At 67.1% G+C, this 17,874-nt stretch carries 9 protein-coding genes, 3 rRNA genes and 4 pseudogenes; all 16 read left to right on the top strand.

Features of this window, described 5'->3' with window-relative positions:
• Positions 1 to 5: 5 nt before the first annotated feature.
• Complete coding sequence (gene argC / locus QQK49_RS09975; protein ID WP_284303777.1) at positions 6 to 1,046, top strand: N-acetyl-gamma-glutamyl-phosphate reductase; 1,041 nt, start codon at positions 6 to 8, stop codon at positions 1,044 to 1,046.
• Positions 1,043 to 1,516: an ACT domain-containing protein gene (locus QQK49_RS09970; RefSeq protein WP_284303776.1), complete on the top strand. Its 474-nt coding sequence runs from the start codon at positions 1,043 to 1,045 to the stop codon at positions 1,514 to 1,516. The genes argC and QQK49_RS09970 overlap by 4 nt, the downstream gene beginning before the upstream one ends.
• A pseudogene (gene argJ / locus QQK49_RS09965) lies at positions 1,513 to 2,663 on the top strand (bifunctional glutamate N-acetyltransferase/amino-acid acetyltransferase ArgJ). Before QQK49_RS09970 ends, argJ begins: the two are co-directional and overlap by 4 nt.
• Positions 2,660 to 3,727, top strand: a complete 1,068-nt coding sequence (argB, locus tag QQK49_RS09960; protein ID WP_284303775.1) for an acetylglutamate kinase — start codon at positions 2,660 to 2,662, stop codon at positions 3,725 to 3,727. The pseudogene argJ and the gene argB overlap by 4 nt, the downstream one beginning before the upstream one ends.
• Positions 3,724 to 4,962 (top strand): annotated as a pseudogene (locus QQK49_RS09955) (acetylornithine transaminase); the annotation flags it as partial. The gene argB and the pseudogene QQK49_RS09955, both read left to right, overlap by 4 nt.
• Positions 4,934 to 5,128, top strand: a pseudogene (locus QQK49_RS22765) (hypothetical protein); the annotation flags it as partial. The pseudogenes QQK49_RS09955 and QQK49_RS22765, both read left to right, overlap by 29 nt.
• 88 nt (positions 5,129 to 5,216) lie before the next feature.
• Positions 5,217 to 5,510: an arginine repressor gene (locus tag QQK49_RS22760; RefSeq protein WP_348536257.1), complete on the top strand. Its 294-nt coding sequence runs from the start codon at positions 5,217 to 5,219 to the stop codon at positions 5,508 to 5,510.
• Positions 5,507 to 6,940, top strand: a complete 1,434-nt coding sequence (argH, locus tag QQK49_RS09945; protein WP_284305873.1) for an argininosuccinate lyase — start codon at positions 5,507 to 5,509, stop codon at positions 6,938 to 6,940. Before QQK49_RS22760 ends, argH begins: the two co-directional genes overlap by 4 nt.
• Complete coding sequence (locus tag QQK49_RS09940) at positions 6,895 to 7,650, top strand: DNA-3-methyladenine glycosylase (protein ID WP_284303774.1); 756 nt, start codon at positions 6,895 to 6,897, stop codon at positions 7,648 to 7,650. The genes argH and QQK49_RS09940 overlap by 46 nt, the downstream gene beginning before the upstream one ends.
• Before the next feature lie 67 nt (positions 7,651 to 7,717).
• Positions 7,718 to 8,976: pseudogene (gene tyrS, locus QQK49_RS09935) on the top strand (tyrosine--tRNA ligase).
• Between the two features lie 455 nt (positions 8,977 to 9,431).
• A 16S ribosomal RNA gene (locus QQK49_RS09930) occupies positions 9,432 to 10,950 on the top strand.
• A gap of 321 nt (positions 10,951 to 11,271) precedes the next feature.
• Positions 11,272 to 14,380, top strand: a 23S ribosomal RNA gene (locus QQK49_RS09925).
• Between the two features lie 88 nt (positions 14,381 to 14,468).
• Positions 14,469 to 14,585 (top strand): 5S ribosomal RNA (gene rrf, locus QQK49_RS09920).
• Together the 16S, 23S and 5S rRNA genes form the textbook arrangement of a ribosomal RNA operon.
• A gap of 584 nt (positions 14,586 to 15,169) precedes the next feature.
• Positions 15,170 to 15,835, top strand: a complete 666-nt coding sequence (locus QQK49_RS09915) for a hypothetical protein (protein WP_284303773.1) — start codon at positions 15,170 to 15,172, stop codon at positions 15,833 to 15,835.
• Between the two features lie 14 nt (positions 15,836 to 15,849).
• Positions 15,850 to 16,989, top strand: coding sequence for a hypothetical protein (locus QQK49_RS09910; protein ID WP_284303772.1), 1,140 nt, complete (start codon positions 15,850 to 15,852; stop codon positions 16,987 to 16,989).
• The gene (locus QQK49_RS09905; RefSeq protein ID WP_284303771.1) at positions 16,935 to 17,804 is read left to right on the top strand and encodes an HAD-IIA family hydrolase; all 870 of its coding nucleotides are present in this window, start codon (positions 16,935 to 16,937) and stop codon (positions 17,802 to 17,804) included. Before QQK49_RS09910 ends, QQK49_RS09905 begins: the two co-directional genes overlap by 55 nt.
• The last annotated feature ends 70 nt before the right edge of the window (positions 17,805 to 17,874 follow it).

Below are 17,874 nucleotides of genomic sequence, written 5' to 3'. Positions count from 1 at the left end.
TGCACATGGTGACCGCGGCAGTGGCAGGCGCGAGTGGGTATGCCGGTGGTGAGATCCTCCGGCTCCTGCTGGCCCACCCCGAGTTCTCGATCGGGGCACTCTGCGCGGCCGGTAACGCCGGTTCCCGCCTCGGCGAGCACCACCCGCATCTCGGCCCGCTGAGCGACCGTGTCCTGGAGCCGGCGGATCCCGAGCTCCTGGCCTCGCACGACGTCGTGTTCCTCGCGCTGCCGCACGGGGCCTCCGCCGCCCTGGTGGCCGATCTGCCGGACTCGGTCGTCGTCCTCGACTGCGGCGCCGACTTCCGGCTCACCGACGCCGAGGCCTGGTCGCGCTACTACGACACCCCGTACGCGGGATCGTGGCCGTACGGCCTGCCCGAGCTGACCCTGCCCGACTCCACCGGCCGCGACGCACTCGTCGGGGCCGGGCGCATCGCCGTCCCCGGCTGCTACCCGACGGCGGTGACCCTCGCGCTCGCGCCCGGGTTGGCCGCCGGAGTCCTCGACCCGGAGGACGTCGTCGTCGTCGCGGCCAGCGGCACCTCGGGGGCCGGGCGGTCGCTCAAACCCCACCTGCTCGGTGCGGAGGTCATGGGCTCGATGAGCCCCTACGGCGTGGGCGGCGTGCACCGACACGTCCCCGAGATCGTCCAGAACCTGTCCGCCGCAGCAGGATCCGAGGTCAGTCTGTCGTTCACGCCGGTGCTCGCGCCCATGCCTCGGGGGATCCTCGCGACCTGCACCGCCCGAATCCGTGTGGGGACGTCCGCGGCGCAGGTGCGCTCGGCCTGGACCCGCGCGTACGCCGACGAGCCGTTCGTCCACGTCCTCAAGGACGACCGGCAACCCTCGACGTCGGCCGTGCTCGGCTCGAATCTCGTCCTGGTCCAGGTGGCCGTCGACGAGCGGGCCGGGCGGGTCGTGGTCACGGCCGCGATCGACAACCTCACCAAGGGCACCGCCGGAGGTGCCGTGCAATGCGCCAATCTCGCCCTCGGCCTACCGGAGACGTGTGGGCTGCCGATGACAGGAATCGCCCCATGAGCATGTCCTCCGACCAGGTCCCCACGGGAATCGCGCGGGAGAACCGAGCCCTGCGACTTCACCCCGAACACCTGACCTTCGCCAAACTGCCGCCGGGTTCGGAGCTGCCCGACTGGGCCAAGGACGTCCGCCCGCTGTCGACCGTGGCGTGGAGCGCCGAGGAGACCTCGGTGCTCGCCCCGGTGCGGGTGGTGCCCGACGACATCGACCGGTTCGGCCCCTGGTGCGCCTTCGAGGTCGAGGGGCACATCGACTTCCTGCTCACCGGTGTGCTCAACGGCATCATCACGCCCCTGGCCGCCAGCCACATCGCCGTCACGACGCTGTCGACCTACAACACGGACTGGATCCTCGTGCCCGCCGACCAGGCCGACGCGGCCGTCAACGTGTGGCGCTACCACGGTTACACCGTGAACGTGCTCGCCGACTCCCAGACCTCGACGGACGGGCCGACGGGCCACACGGCATGAGCGTCACCGCGGCCGCCGGGTTCCGGGCCACGGGTGTCACGGCCGGTCTCAAGGCCTCCGGTGCGCCGGATGTCGCCCTGGTGGTCAACGACGGTCCCGATCACCATGCCGCGGCGGTCTTCACGAGCAACCGCGTCGAGGCCGCGCCGGTGACGTGGAGCCGTCAGGTGGTGACCGACGGGCGGGCCGACGTGGTCGTCCTCAACTCCGGCGGCGCCAACGCCTGCACCGGGCCCGAGGGATTCCTCGACACCCACCGCACGGCCGAGCACACCGCCGAGGCGTTCGGCGTCAGCGCGGGCGACGTCGTCGTGTGCTCGACCGGCCTCATCGGCGAGCGGCTCCCCATGGACACGCTCCTCGCCGGGGTCGACGCGGCCGCAGGGGCCCTCGCGACCGACGGTGGCCCGCTCGCGGCCGAGGCGATCATGACCACCGACACCCGCCCCAAGCAGGCGGTCCACACCGGCCAGGGCTGGACCGTCGGCGGCATGGCCAAGGGCGCCGGCATGTTGGCGCCCGCGCTCGCGACGATGCTCGTGGTCGTCACGACCGACGCCGTCACGTCGCCGACCGATCTGGAGACCGCTCTCCGGCTCGCCTGTGCGACCACGTTCGACCGGATCGACTCCGACGCCTGCATGTCGACCAACGACACCGTCGTCGTCCTCGCCTCGGGGGCCTCCGGGGTGTCGGTGACGCAGGGGAGTTGACCGACGCCCTGACGCAGGTGTGTGGCGAGCTCGCCCGCGGCCTCATCGGTGACGCCGAGGGCGCCCGGCACGACATCGAGATCGAGGTGGCCGGCGCGGTCGCCGAACGGGAAGCGCTCGAGGTCGCGAGGGCCGTGGCCCGGAGCAATCTCGTCAAGTGCGCCGTCTTCGGCGGTGATCCCAACTGGGGACGCATCGTGTCGGCCGTCGGCACCACCTCGGCGTCGTTCGACGCCCACCGGATCGATGTGGCCATCAACGGCGTCCAGGTGTGTCGGGAGTGCGGCGTCGGTGAGGACCGCTCCCTGGTCGACCTGTCCGATCGCCACGTGCACATCGTCATCGACCTGCACGCCGGGACGCGGACGGCGACCGTCTGGACCAACGACCTCACCCACGACTACGTCCACGAGAACTCGGCCTACAGCACATGAACCTCGAACAGCACAGCGCCGTCCACCGTCATCTGCGCACCCTGCGCGACCGCGCCGGGCTCGCGGCGGCCACCACCAAGGCACGCACGCTCGTGGAGGCACTGCCGTGGCTGGAGCAGTTCAGGGGTGCGCTCGTCGTCGTCAAGCACGGCGGCAACGCGATGATCGACCCGGCTCTCACGGCGGCCTTCGCCGAGGACGTCGCCTTCCTCCGGTATGCGGGTCTGCGTCCGGTCGTCGTGCACGGTGGCGGCCCGCAGATCGGCGCCATGCTCGACCGTCTGGGCCTGCGCAGCGAGTTCAAGGGCGGCCTGCGGGTGACGACCCCCGAGGTCATGGACGTGGTGCGCATGGTCCTCGTCGGGCAGGTGGGCCGCGACCTCGTCGGGCGCCTCAACCAGCACGGACCCATCGCCGTCGGCCTCTCGGGTGAGGACGCGCACCTCTTCGGGGCGGTCCGCCGCCCGGCGCTCGTCGACGGCGAGCCCGTCGACATCGGCCTCGTGGGCGACGTCGTCACCGTCTCGCCCTCGGCCGTGGTCGACATCGTCGACGCCGGGCGCATCCCGGTCGTGTCCTCGATCGCCCCGGATCTCGACAATCCCGGCCAGGTCCTCAACGTCAACGCGGACACGGCGGCCTCGGCGCTCGCGGTCTCCCTCGGTGCGCGCAAGCTCGTCGTGCTGACCGACGTCCCCGGGGTCTACGCCGACTGGCCGGACACCTCCTCGCTCATCTCGGAGATGACGGTCGACGACGCCGAAGAACTCCTCGGGCGGGTCGATTCCGGCATGGTCCCCAAACTCGAGGCCTGCGTCCGCGCGGTGCGCGGCGGCGTGGCACGCACGCACGTGATCGACGGCCGGACACCGCACTCGCTGCTGTTGGAGGTGTTCACCGACGAGGGGATCGGCACGATGATCCTGCCCGAGGACAGCGGGGACAGCGGGGACGGCGGGGCCGGCGGGGACGGCGGGGACGGCGGGACGGCCATGGACACCGGGGGCATCGGGGACGACCAGGGCGCGCCGCACGGCGGCCCGATCCAGGAGGGTGTGTCATGAGTGTCGAAGCCCGTGGTCCGGGTGTCGGAGCCGATCGGGTCGCCGAGGCGGCCGGCGGTCAGGACGATCTCATCGCCCGGTACACCGATTCGCTGCTCGGTGTCTTCGGCACCCCCAAGCGGGTCCTGGTGCGCGGCGAGGGATGTCAGGTGTGGGACGCCGACGGGCGCCGGTACCTCGATCTCCTCGGTGGCATCGCCGTGAACGCGCTCGGGCACGCGCACCCGGATCTCGTGGCGGCGGTCCGCGAGCACGCCACCTTGCTCCACGTGTCGAACTTCTTCACCACGCCCCCGCAGATCGAGCTCGCCGAACGGCTGCTCGGCCTCGCGGGGGCGCCGGCGGGGTCGGCGGTGTTCGTGACGAACTCGGGCACCGAGACCGTCGAGGCCGCCATCAAGCTCGCCCGACGCACCGGGCGGCCCGGCATCCTCACCGCCGAGGGCGCGTTTCACGGCCGGAGCACCGGTGCGCTGGCGCTCACCGCCAAGGCTGCCCACCGCGAGCCCTTCGAACCACTCCTGCCGGGGGTGCGACGGGTGCCGTTCGCCGACGCGCCGGCGTTGGAGGCGGCCCTGGAGGCGGGCCGCGGTGAGATCGGCGCGGTCGTCCTCGAACCGATCCAGGGGGAGGGCGGGGTCGTGGTGGGCGGCGTCGACTACCTGCGTCGCGCCCGCGAGATCACCTCTGCCGCCGGGGTACTGCTGATCCTCGACGAGATCCAGACGGGCATCGGACGGACGGGGTCCTGGTTCGCCTTCGCCGAGTCCGGCATCGTGCCCGACGCGCTGCTGCTGGCCAAGGGACTCGCCGGCGGCGTGCCCATCGGCGCCATGATCACCTTCGGGCCGGAGGTCACGGGCCTGCTCGGTCCCGGGCAACACGGCACGACCTTCGGGGGCAACCCGCTCGCCTGCGGGGCCGCGTGCGCCGTCCTCGACGTCATCGAGCGCGACGACCTCGTGCAGCACGCCCGCGAGATGGGCCAGGTCGTGCGCGGCGCGATCGAGCAGCTCGCGGACCCGAGGATCACCGAGGTCCGCGGGGCCGGGCTCCTGCTCGGCATCGGCCTGGCGCACGAGCGCGCCACCGAGGTGGCCGCGGCCTCCCTCGAGGCCGGGTTCATCGTCAACCCGGTGCGAGGAGACACGCTGCGGCTGGCGCCACCGCTGATCGTCGGGGAGGCCGAGCTGCGCTCGTTCGTCGATGCGCTCCCCGGACTCCTCGACGCGGCGGGGGATGAGGATGACCGTCGCCCAGTCGCGCGCGGCGCGGCAGCAACGCATCGTCGAGCTGCTCGAACACACCGTGATCAAGTCCCAGCCCGAGTTGCTCGACCTGCTGGCCGAGGACGGCTACGACGTGACGCAGGCGACCCTGTCCCGCGACCTCGTCGAGCTCGGCGCCGTCAAGGTTCGCATGGGCCGCAGCCTCGTCTACGCCGTCCCGGCCGAGGAGGAGATCCGACCCCCGGCCGGCGGGCGATCCGGTGCTGGCCGACTCCCGGCTGCGGCGACTGTGCGAAGAACTGCTGGTCAGTGCCACGTCATCGGGAAATCTCGCCGTGCTGCGCACCCCGCCGGGCGCGGCGAACTACCTGGCGAGCGCCATCGACAAGACCGAGGTGCAGCGGCGCGCCGGGATCATCGGTACCGTCGCGGGCGACGACACCGTGCTCGTCATCGCCGCCGACCTCGACGGTGGGCAGACGGTGGCGGACCGACTCCTCGCGCTGGCCGCGGGAGACCACGACAAGTTCGACAGAAAGGACACCCGCTCGTGAGCGAGGCGAAGAGTTCGGCCCTGTGGGGTGGACGGTTCAGCGGCGGCCCGGACCAGGCACTGGCGGCGCTGTCCAAGAGCACCCACTTCGACTGGCGGCTCGCGCCGTACGACCTGGCGGGCTCGCGCGCGCACGCCCGGGTTCTGCACGCCGCGGGCATCCTCGACGAGCAGACCCTCGAGGCGATGCTGGAGGGTCTGCGCCGGCTCGGTGCCGACGTCGAGAGCGGCTCGTTCGTCCCGGCGGAGGACGACGAGGACGTCCACACCGCTCTCGAGCGGGGTCTCGTGGAGCGCGCCGGCGCCGACGTGGGTGGGCGACTGCGGGCCGGCAGGTCGCGCAACGATCAGGTCGCCACCCTGTTCCGGATGTATCTGCGTGACCACGCCCGCATCGTCTCCGGGCTGATCCTCGACGTCGTCGACGCCCTCGTGAGTCAGGCCGAGGCGCACCCCGACGCCGCGATGCCCGGACGCACGCACCTGCAGCACGCCCAGCCCGTCCTCCTCGCCCACCACCTCCTCGCCCACGCCTGGCCGTTGCTGCGCGACGTGGAGCGGTTCCGCGACTGGGACGAGCGCGCCGCCGTGTCCCCCTACGGCTCAGGGGCCCTCGCGGGCAGCTCGCTCGGCCTCGACCCCGAGGCGGTGGCCGCCGACCTCGGCTTCGACGGCGCGGTCGAGAACTCGATCGACGGCACGGCCAGTCGCGACTTCGTCGCCGAGTTCTGCTTCGTCGCGGCGATGGCGGCGGTCGACATCTCCCGTTTCGCCGAGGAGGTGATCCTCTGGGCGACCAAGGAGTTCGGCTTCGTCACCCTGGCGGACGCCTACTCCACCGGGTCGAGCATCATGCCGCAGAAGAAGAACCCCGACGTCGCCGAACTGGCCCGGGGCAAGGCCGGCCGGCTCGTCGGTGACCTCGCCGGGTTGCTCACCACGCTCAAGTCGCTCCCGCTCGCCTACAACCGCGACCTGCAGGAGGACAAGGAGCCGGTCTTCGACGCGATCGACACCCTCGAGGTGTTGCTGCCGGCGTTCTCCGGCATGGTCGCCACGTTGACCTTCCACCCCGACCGGCTCGCCGAACTCGCACCGCAGGGCTTCTCCCTCGCCACCGACGTGGCGGAGTGGCTGGTGCGTCAGGGCGTCCCGTTCCGCGTCGCACACGAGGTGGCGGGCGCGTGCGTCCGGCGCTGCGAGGAACGCGGCATCGAGCTCTGGGACCTGTCGGAGGAGGACCTCGCCGCGATCTCCGAGCACCTCACCCCCGGCGTCCGTGAGGTCCTCAGCGTCGAGGGATCGCTGGCCTCCCGGGACGGCAAGGGCGGGACGGCGCCCACCCGCGTCGCCGAGCAGCTCGGCAAGGTGCGGCAGACGGCGGCATGGCAGCGCAGTTGGGCGAGCAAGCGGCCCACGGTCCGCGACTGACCGCCGTGTCCGACCCGGGGCCCGGCGGGCGCGTCGTCCGGCTGGGGGAGGAGTTCTACGACCGCCCCGTGCTGGAGGTGGCGCCCGACCTCCTGGGCTGCATCGTGCGTCACGGGCCCGTCGCGGTGCGGTTGACCGAGGTGGAGGCGTACGCCGGCGAGGCCGACCCGGGGTCGCACGCGTTCCGCGGCCGCACCCCGCGGACGGCGGTGATGTTCGGACCACCCGGGCGGCTCTACGTCTACCTCTCCTACGGCATGCACTTCTGCATGAACCTCGTGTGCGGGCCCGACGGCCGGGCGAGTGCGGTGTTGTTGCGCGCTGGCGAGGTCGTCGACGGCCTCGAGCAGGCGCGGGCACGCAGGACACCGGCCTCGGGGATCGCTCCCCGCGACCGCGACCTGGCTCGTGGACCGGCGAGGTTGACCGTCGCGCTCGGCCTCGATCGTCGTCACGACGGTCTGGACACGACCGCCGCCGACGCCCAGGTCGTCGTGATGAGAGTGGACGCGGACGCCGCCGCCGACGCGGACGCCGATGTCTCCACCGAGCGGGGATCCGCTGTCCGGCCGGTCGTGGCCGGGGTCCGCGTGGGTGTGTCGGGCGCCGGTGGGGGAGAGGAGTATCCGTGGCGGTTCCACCTGGACGGCGACCCGACCGTCTCGCCCTACCGTGCCGCAGCGCCCGCTGGTCGACGCAGAAGCCGGTGAGGCAAGCTTGATCCGTAGCCGGCGCGAGACGCGCGCCGGGTCCGACGAAAGGAACACCTCGGTGAGCGTGAGCACCGTCTTCGATGAGCTGAGCTGGCGTGGCCTGGTGGCGCAGACCACCGACGAGGCCGCCCTGCGGGAGGCGCTCGAGGGGCGGATCACGGTGTATTGCGGGTTCGACCCGACCGCACCGAGCCTGCACTTCGGCAACCTCGTCCAGCTCATCCTGCTGCGGCACCTGCAGCGGGCGGGGCACCGCGTGATCGGCCTCGTCGGCGGCTCGACCGGCCTGGTCGGTGATCCGCGACCCAGCAGTGAGCGGACCCTGAAGACGAAGGAGCAGACCGCCGCCGACGTCGAGAGGATCGCCGTGCAGGTGCGCCGGATCCTCGACGTCGACGAGGCCAACCCGCCGCAGTTCGTCAACAACCTCGACTGGACGGCGCCGATCAGCGCCCTGGACTTCCTGCGCGACTACGGCAAGCACTTCCGCGTCAACCAGATGATCAAGAAAGACGCGGTCGCGGCCCGGCTCGAGTCCGACCAGGGGATCAGCTACACCGAGTTCAGCTACCAGATCCTGCAGGCCCTGGACTACCTCCACCTGTACCGCGAGTACGGGTGCACGCTGCAGACCGGTGCCCAGGACCAGTGGGGCAACATCACGGCCGGCACCGACCTCATCCACCGTGTCGAGGGCGGGTCGGCGCATGCACTGACGACCCCGCTCATCACCGACTCCAGTGGACGCAAGTTCGGCAAGTCCGAGGGCAACGCGGTCTGGCTCGACCCGTCGATGACCAGCCCGTACGCCTTCTACCAGTACTGGCTCAACGTCGAGGACGCCTCGGTGGTGATGCTGCTCAAGGTGTTCACCGACCGCACGCGCGAGGAGATCGAGGAGCTGGAGCGCCAGGTGCGCGACGAGCCGTTCCGCAGGACGGCCCAACGGACCCTGGCCGAGGACGTGACGACCCTGGTGCACGGGGTCGAGGCGACCGAGGCGGTCAAGCAGGCCTCGGCGGTGCTCTTCGGCAAGGAGGACCCCTCCGGCCTGGACGCGGGAACGCTGCGTGATGCGGTGGCCGAACTGCCCCGCGCCGAGGTCGCGCTGGACAGCGAGTTGGTCGACGCCCTCGTCGCCACAGGTCTGGCGGAGTCGCGCAAGGCGGCCCGACGCACCATCGGCGAGGGGGAGTGTCGATCAACAACGCGAAGGTCGAGGACGTCGACGCGCGCCTGCAGACCGAGCACTTCCTGCACGGACGGACGGCTCTGCTCAAGCGGGGACGCAAGTCGCTGGCTGCGGTGGATCTCCTCGGCTGAGCGCGACGAGCCGGCCGGCCCTCGCACCCGGCCGGCTCATCGCCCTCTGACCAGCCGATTTGGCGTTCACGCGAAGGTCGTCCTAGAGTTCTCAACGTTCACCCGGCAGGGAGGAACGGACGAGATCGGCCCAGCGGCCGAGCGGCCGGTCCCACGGAGGAACGAACCCGACACCGCAGACCATGCGAACAGCGTAAAACGCGGAGTTGCACCGGGCCGAAACAGTCTGGTAGGGTTGCCACCCGGATCGCAGCGAGAACGCCCCACAGGGGCAGGGCTCCTGGGTCCGGATCGCGAGAACAACCACCGTCACCGACGCACCTCCGACAAGGTGCTCACGTGGCGTGTATCCGATGCTTGAGAACTCAACAGCGTGCCAAAAATCGATGCCAATTGTTTGTTGGTTGATCGTCAATGTTTTGTTGATTGATTGGCCAGGATTTTTGAATGATTCTTTTATGGAGAGTTTGATCCTGGCTCAGGACGAACGCTGGCGGCGTGCTTAACACATGCAAGTCGAACGATGAAGCCCAGCTTGCTGGGTGGATTAGTGGCGAACGGGTGAGTAACACGTGAGTAACCTGCCCTTCACTCTGGGATAAGCCTGGGAAACTGGGTCTAATACTGGATATTCTTATCATCTCGCATGGGGTGGTGTGGAAAGTTTTTCGGTGAAGGATGGACTCGCGGCCTATCAGCTTGTTGGTGAGGTAGTGGCTCACCAAGGCGACGACGGGTAGCCGGCCTGAGAGGGTGATCGGCCACACTGGGACTGAGACACGGCCCAGACTCCTACGGGAGGCAGCAGTGGGGAATATTGCACAATGGGCGAAAGCCTGATGCAGCGACGCCGCGTGAGGGATGAAGGCCTTCGGGTTGTAAACCTCTTTCGCCAGGGAAGAAGCGCAAGTGACGGTACCTGGAGAAGAAGCACCGGCTAACTACGTGCCAGCAGCCGCGGTAATACGTAGGGTGCGAGCGTTGTCCGGAATTATTGGGCGTAAAGAGCTTGTAGGCGGTTTGTCGCGTCTGCCGTGAAAATTCAGCGCTTAACGCTGGACGTGCGGTGGGTACGGGCAGGCTAGAGTGTGGTAGGGGAGACTGGAATTCCTGGTGTAGCGGTGAAATGCGCAGATATCAGGAGGAACACCGATGGCGAAGGCAGGTCTCTGGGCCATAACTGACGCTGAGAAGCGAAAGCATGGGGAGCGAACAGGATTAGATACCCTGGTAGTCCATGCCGTAAACGTTGGGCGCTAGGTGTGGGGCTCATTCCACGAGTTCCGTGCCGCAGCTAACGCATTAAGCGCCCCGCCTGGGGAGTACGGCCGCAAGGCTAAAACTCAAAGGAATTGACGGGGGCCCGCACAAGCGGCGGAGCATGCGGATTAATTCGATGCAACGCGAAGAACCTTACCAAGGCTTGACATACACCGGAAAAGTGCAGAGATGTGCTCCCCGCAAGGTCGGTGTACAGGTGGTGCATGGTTGTCGTCAGCTCGTGTCGTGAGATGTTGGGTTAAGTCCCGCAACGAGCGCAACCCTCGTTCCATGTTGCCAGCACGTAATGGTGGGGACTCATGGGAGACTGCCGGGGTCAACTCGGAGGAAGGTGGGGATGACGTCAAATCATCATGCCCCTTATGTCTTGGGCTTCACGCATGCTACAATGGCCGGTACAGAGTGCTGCGATGTCGTAAGGCGGAGCGAATCACTAAAAGCCGGTCTCAGTTCGGATTGGGGTCTGCAACTCGACCCCATGAAGTCGGAGTCGCTAGTAATCGCAGATCAGCAACGCTGCGGTGAATACGTTCCCGGGCCTTGTACACACCGCCCGTCAAGTCACGAAAGTCGGTAACACCCGAAGCCGGTGGCCTAACCCTTGTGGGGGAGCCGTCGAAGGTGGGACTGGCGATTGGGACTAAGTCGTAACAAGGTAGCCGTACCGGAAGGTGCGGCTGGATCACCTCCTTTCTAAGGAGCCCTCTTTTAGAGGCACTCTTGATGTCCTCCGAGTGTGGGGACTGGGGTGTTGCTCATGGGTGGATCATCGATTAGTTGGCTGCTGGTTTTCTACTGGCTCGAGTACGGCCCCTGTTGGGGGTGTGGAAAGGGTTGGTGGGGGTTTGGTGGCTTGGCGCGTTGTTGGGTCCTGAGGGATCGGCTGCACGTGTGTGTGGTTGGTTTTTCTGGTGGTTGGACTCCCTTTTTCTACTTGCGTGGTGGTTGCCGCGTGGTGGTTGGGGTGGGTTGGTGTTTTGAGAACTGTACAGTGGACGCGAGCATCTTTGTTGTGGTCAAGTTTTTAAGGGCACACGGTGGATGCCTTGGCATCAGGAACCGATGAAGGACGTAGGAATCTGCGATAAGCCTCGGGTAGTCGATAACCAGACTGTGATCCGAGGATTTCCGAATGGGGAAACCCGGCTGGAGTTATGTCCAGTCACCCGCATCTGAATATATAGGGTGTGTGGAGGGAACGTGGGGAAGTGAAACATCTCAGTACCCACAGGAAGAGAAAACAACAGTGATTCCGTGAGTAGTGGCGAGCGAAAGCGGATGAGGCTAAACCGTGCACATGTTCAAGCCGGTAGGCGTTGTGTGTGCGGGGTTGTGGGAGCATGATTGGTCGTTCTACCGGGCGGTCGGAGAGTAAGAAATTCGTGGCATAGCCGAAGGGTCTGGAAAGGCCTGGCGTAGAGGGTGTTACCCCCGTAGGCGAAATGTTGCGGACTCTCTTTTGTGTTTCCCAAGTAGCACGGGGCCCGAGAAATCCTGTGTGAATCTGGCGGGACCACCCGCTAAGCCTAAATATTCCCTGATGACCGATAGCGGACAAGTACCGTGAGGGAAAGGTGAAAAGTACCCCGGGAGGGGAGTGAAATAGAACCTGAAACCGTGTGCTTACAATCCGTCGGAGCCTTTTTGTGGGGTGACGGCGTGCCTTTTGAAGAATGAGCCTGCGAGTTAGTGCTTCGTGGCGAGGTTAACCCGTGTGGGGTAGCCGTAGCGAAAGCGAGTCTGAATAGGGCGTTTTAGTCGCGGGGTCTAGACCCGAAGCGGAGTGATCTACCCATGGCCAGGTTGAAGCGACGGTAAGACGTCGTGGAGGACCGAACCCACTTAGGTTGAAAACTGAGGGGATGAGCTGTGGGTAGGGGTGAAAGGCCAATCAAACTCCGTGATAGCTGGTTCTCCCCGAAATGCATTTAGGTGCAGCGTTGCGTGTTTCTTGCCGGAGGTAGAGCTACTGGATGGCTGATGGGCCCCACCGGGTTACTGACGTCAGCCAAACTCCGAATGCCGGTAAGTGAGAGCGTGGCAGTGAGACTGCGGGGGATAAGCTCCGTAGTCGAGAGGGAAACAGCCCAGATCATCAGCTAAGGTCCCTAAGCGTGTGCTAAGTGGAAAAGGATGTGGAGTTGCGATGACAACCAGGAGGTTGGCTTAGAAGCAGCCACCCTTGAAAGAGTGCGTAATAGCTCACTGGTCAAGTGATTCCGCGCCGACAATGTAGCGGGGCTCAAGCACATCACCGAAGCTGTGGCAATCACATTTTTCCCTAGATTCGTCTCAGGGGTGTGGTTGGGTAGGGGAGCGTCGTGTGGGGAGTGAAGCGGCCGAGTGATCGAGTCGTGGACGCCACACGAGTGAGAATGCAGGCATGAGTAGCGAAAGACGGGTGCGAAACCCGTCCGCCGAATGACCAAGGGTTCCAGGGTCAAGCTAATCTTCCCTGGGTAAGTCGGGACCTAAGGCGAGGCCGACAGGCGTAGTCGATGGACAACGGGTTGATATTCCCGTACCGGCGTATGTCCGCCAATATCGAGGCAGGGGATGCTAAGCACCCGAAGCCGCCTTTACTCACCCTTCGGGGTGGGAGGGGATGGTGGAGCGTGCGGCCCGATCTTGTAGTAGGTAAGCGATGGAGTGACGCAGGAAGGTAGCCTCCGCGTGGCGATGGTTGTCCACGTCCAAGCATGTAGGGTGTCAGCTAGGTAAATCCGGCTGGCGTGAAGCCTGAGATGTGATGGTGACCTCTTTTGAGGGAAGTAGGGTGATCCTATGCTGCCGAGAAAAACTTCTAGTGAGGACATGAGCCGCCCGTACCCTAAACCGACTCAGGTGGTCAGGTAGAGAATACTAAGGCGATCGAGTGAATCGTGGTTAAGGAATTCGGCAAAATGCCCCCGTAACTTCGGGAGAAGGGGGGCCCGAGCCTTGAAACCCTTGCGGGTTAGGGGTGAGGGTCGCAGAGACCAGGGAGAAGCGACTGTTTACTAAAAACACAGGTCCGTGCGAAGAAGTAATTCGATGTATACGGACTGACGCCTGCCCGGTGCTGGAACGTTAAGGGGACCGGTTAGTCACTTGTGGCGAAGCTGAGAACTTAAGCGCCAGTAAACGGCGGTGGTAACTATAACCATCCTAAGGTAGCGAAATTCCTTGTCGGGTAAGTTCCGACCTGCACGAATGGCGTAACGACTTCTCCACTGTCTCGACCACGAACTCGGCGAAATTGCATTACGAGTAAAGATGCTCGTTACGCGCAGAAGGACGGAAAGACCCCGGGACCTTTACTATAGCTTGGTATTGGTGTTCGGTACGGCTTGTGTAGGATAGGTGGGAGACTGTGAAGCTCGTGCGCCAGCATGGGTGGAGTCAACGTTGAAATACCACTCTGGTCGTTCTGGATGTCTAACTTCGATCCGTGATCCGGATCAGGGACAGTGCCTGGTGGGTAGTTTAACTGGGGCGGTTGCCTCCTAAAAGGTAACGGAGGCGCCCAAAGGTTCCCTCAGCCTGGTTGGCAATCAGGTTTTGAGTGTAAGTGCACAAGGGAGCTTGACTGTGAGACAGACATGTCGAGCAGGGACGAAAGTCGGGACTAGTGATCCGGCCATGGCTTGTGGAAGCGTGGTCGCTCAACGGATAAAAGGTACCCCGGGGATAACAGGCTGATCTTGCCCAAGAGTCCATATCGACGGCATGGTTTGGCACCTCGATGTCGGCTCGTCGCATCCTGGGGCTGGAGTTGGTCCCAAGGGTTGGGCTGTTCGCCCATTAAAGCGGTACGCGAGCTGGGTTTAGAACGTCGTGAGACAGTTCGGTCCCTATCCTCTGCGCGCGCAGGAAACTTGAGAAGGCCTGTCCCTAGTACGAGAGGACCGGGATGGACGAACCTCTGGTGTGTCAGTTGTTCTGCCAAGGGCACCGCTGATTAGCTACGTTCGGGAGTGATAACCGCTGAAAGCATCTAAGCGGGAAGCACGCTTCAAGATGAGGTTTCCATGCCCCTTGTGGGTGAGAGGCTCCCAGCTAGACTACTGGGTTGATAGGCCAGATGTGGAAGCGCAGTAATGCGTGAAGCTGACTGGTACTAATAAGCCGATAGCTTGACTACAACGATGATGTTCTGCGTCCACTGTATGGTTCTCGATACATCAGCCCCCCACGCCTTGTGTGGGTGTGGGTTGATAAGTCGATAGTGTTACGGCGGTCATAGCGAGAGGGAAACGCCCGGTCCCATTCCGAACCCGGAAGCTAAGCCTTTCAGCGCCGATGGTACTGCACTGGGGACGGTGTGGGAGAGTAGGACGCCGCCGGACTAATTGTGTGAGTGAAGGGGTTCCCGTTTATCGGGAACCCCTTCCTTGCGTTGTGCCACCGTTTTCCGACCGGACACGCCCATCCCGACCGTCATCGGCGTGCGGGGTAGGGTCGAGAGTGGCCCGGCGAGGCGAAGCGCCCCGGACCGAACAGCCGAACAGAAGGAGTCAGACGATGAGTGACGACAGCGGATCGCGCTGGTCCCGGCCCCGTCGCCGCCCCGACGAGACTCCCGACGAGGAGAAGCCGCGTCGAGACGAACGCGGCCCTCGACGCGACGCCGACCCCGACACCCGTGGAGACCGTCGCGGACCGCGTCAGGACGCACCGGACGACCGGCGCCCCTTCCGTGCCCGCGAAGGCCGAGACGGCCCCCGCCGCAACGAGGGAGACGACCGGCGTTCCTTCCGACCTCGCGAGGACCGTGCCACCCGTCGCGACGACCGGGACGACCGACGTCCGTTCCGCGGTCGGGACGACCGGGACGGTCCGCGTCGGGAAGGACGCGACGACAGAGGCTCGTTCCGTGGCCGTGAGGACCGCGGACCGCGCCGTGACGCTCGCGACGACCGGGGATCCTTCCGTGGCCGCGATGATCGCGCCCCACGTCGGGACGACCGGGATGACCGACGTCCGTTCCGGAGTCGGGACGACCGCGACGACCGGGGGTCCTTCCGTGGTCGGGACGACCGCGGTCCTCGTCGGGACGGGCGTGATGATCGCGGATCGTTCCGTGGCCGTGACGATCGCGCTCCGCGCCGCGACGACCGGGACGACCGGCGCCCGTTCCGTGGTCGTGACGACCGCGACGGTCCGCGTCGTGACGACGGACGAGGCCCCCGTGAGGACCGGTTCGGAGCAGACCGCGGAGGCCGGGACCACCCGAGAGGCGGGGACCGCAGGGGTCGCAGCGACGACACCCGAAGCGATGACCGCGGCCGGCGTGAGGACTTTCGCCGCGACGACCGTCGCCCACAGCGTCGCGACGACGGTGGCGGACGTCCCGGCCAGGGACGATACGAGGATCGTGACCGCCGCGGTTCGGGTCGGGGCGGAGGCGACGATCGCCGCCGTGACGGCGGACGTCCGCCGTTCCGTCAGGACGACCGGTTCGACGGTGTTCCGCGCCGCGACGGCCGATCGGCCGGCCCCGGCGACCGGTTCGGGGATCGCGACGAGCGTCGCGACGGAGGCACGCGCGGTCCACGCCGGATCGACCGACGGTCCGAGGACCCACGCCCCGAGCTGACGATCGACGATGACGTGACCGGCCTCGAGGTCGATCGCGCCGTCAAGAGCGAGTTGCGCACCCTCAGCAAGGAGAACGCGCAGGGCGTCGGAGCGCACCTCGTCATGGTGGCGCGGCTGCTGGACGAGAACGTCGACCTCGCGCGTGCGCACGCCGATGCGGCGGTGCGCCGGGCCGGGCGTGTGCCGGCCGTCCGTGAAGCGCGGGGCATGGTCGCCTACCACGAGGGCGACTGGAACGTGGCGCTGACCGAGTTCCGTACGGCCCGCCGGCTCTCCGGCTCACACCACCTGCTGCCGTACCTGATCGACTGCGAGCGGGCGCTCGGGCGTCCCGAGAAGGCACTGGATCTCGCGCGTGCCCCGGAGGCCGCACGGCTCCCGGCGGCCGAGCGGGCCGAGATCGCCATCGTCGTCTCCGGAATCCGGCGCGACCTCGGACAGCACGAGGCGGCGCTGACGACGCTGGAGGGTCCGCACCTGACACCCGGGCGGCGGGAGTCCTGGGCGCCCCGGATGTACTACGCCTACGCCGACGCCCTGCTCGAGCTCGGCCGCACCGACGAGGCGCGACGCTGGTTCCAGCACGCGGCCGACGTCGACGAGGATCTGCAGACCGACGCCTGGGAACGACTCGACGAACTCGACGGAACCGTGGTCGTCGACCTCATGGACGACGTCGAGGAGGACGACGACAGCGATCTCGCCGGCCCCGACTCGGTCTCCGAGGAGAATGCCGACGTGGACGGGACCGCGGAGGCTGCCGACCCGGACCCGGCAGGTGACACGGCCGGGGACGGCGAAGGTCTCGGCGCGGCGGATCCCGCCGACGCCGACTCCACCGACCGCGGCGGGGAGTCACACGCCTCGCCGGAGGACCCGGGCGCGCAGGCCGACACCGAGGAAGGCTCGCGCCCGGCGGGGAGAAGTGACGTGAGCACGCTCCTGCGCGGCTACCGGGGGCTCGTCTGCGACCTCGACGGAGTGGTCTACCGCGGTGGTGGCGCCGTCCCGCACGCCGTGGACGCGCTCATGGCGGCCAGGGCGAAGGACGTAGGGATCATCTACGCCACGAACAACGCCTCGCGCCCCCGGCGGAGGTGGTCGACCACCTGCGCGAACTCGGCATCGAGCTCGACCCCGACGACGTGGTGACCAGTGCCATGGCCGGTGCCAAACGGCTCGCCGAACTCCTCTGGGATGGCAGCGAGGTCCTGGCCGTCGGCGGGGAGGGCGTGGCACTGGCCCTGACGAACGAGGGCCTCACGCCGGTGCGGACGGCCGACATCGCAGGCCGCAGCGACCGCGAGAGGCCGGTCGCCGTCCTCCAGGGGTTCGGCCGGGACGTCGCCTGGACCGACCTCGCCGAGGCCGCGTTCGCGATCCAGCAGGGCGCGCTGTGGGTGGCGACCAACGCCGACTCCACCGTGCCCACCGACCGGGGCATCGCCCCCGGCAACGGCTCCCTGGTCGAGGCGGTGCGTCGCGCGGTCGCGATCGACCCCGAGGTCGTGGGCAAGCCCCACCCGCCGCTGTACCTGCGGTGCGCCGAACGACTGGGCTGCGCGCCGTCGGAGAGCCTGGCGATCGGAGACCGCCTCGACACCGACATCGAGGGAGCGGTCCGGACCGGGATGGACAGCCTGTTCGTCCTCACCGGCGTGAACGGTCCCCAGGACGTCATCCTCGCCGGCCCCGAGCATCGTCCGACCTTCCTCGGCCGCGATCTGCGCGTGTTGCACGAACCCTACGAGCCCGCGCACGTCACCGAGGGCGAGCAGGACGTGGTGGCCACGTGCGGAGGCGCGCGGGCATCCGTGTCCTCCCGGGCCATCGTGCTGGGGCAGCGGGGCTCCGCCTCCGAACGCCTCCGCGCGATCGTCGCTGCGGGGGTCCATCATGTGGATGGGGGCGCCACCCTGCCCACCTGGCCCGATGTCGACTCCTGGATCCACGAGGGGGACTCGTGAACGACCCGACCCCACATCCCGCACCGCCACGGCCCGCCGTTCCACAGCCACCCGCTCCACAGCCCGGCAC

Origin of the sequence: Mobilicoccus caccae, assembly GCF_030161635.1 — a bacterium.
Lineage (GTDB): Bacteria > Actinomycetota > Actinomycetes > Actinomycetales > Dermatophilaceae > Mobilicoccus > Mobilicoccus caccae.
The sequence above is the reverse complement of the archived record's forward strand: the minus strand, read 5'-3'. Positions and strand labels throughout refer to the sequence as shown.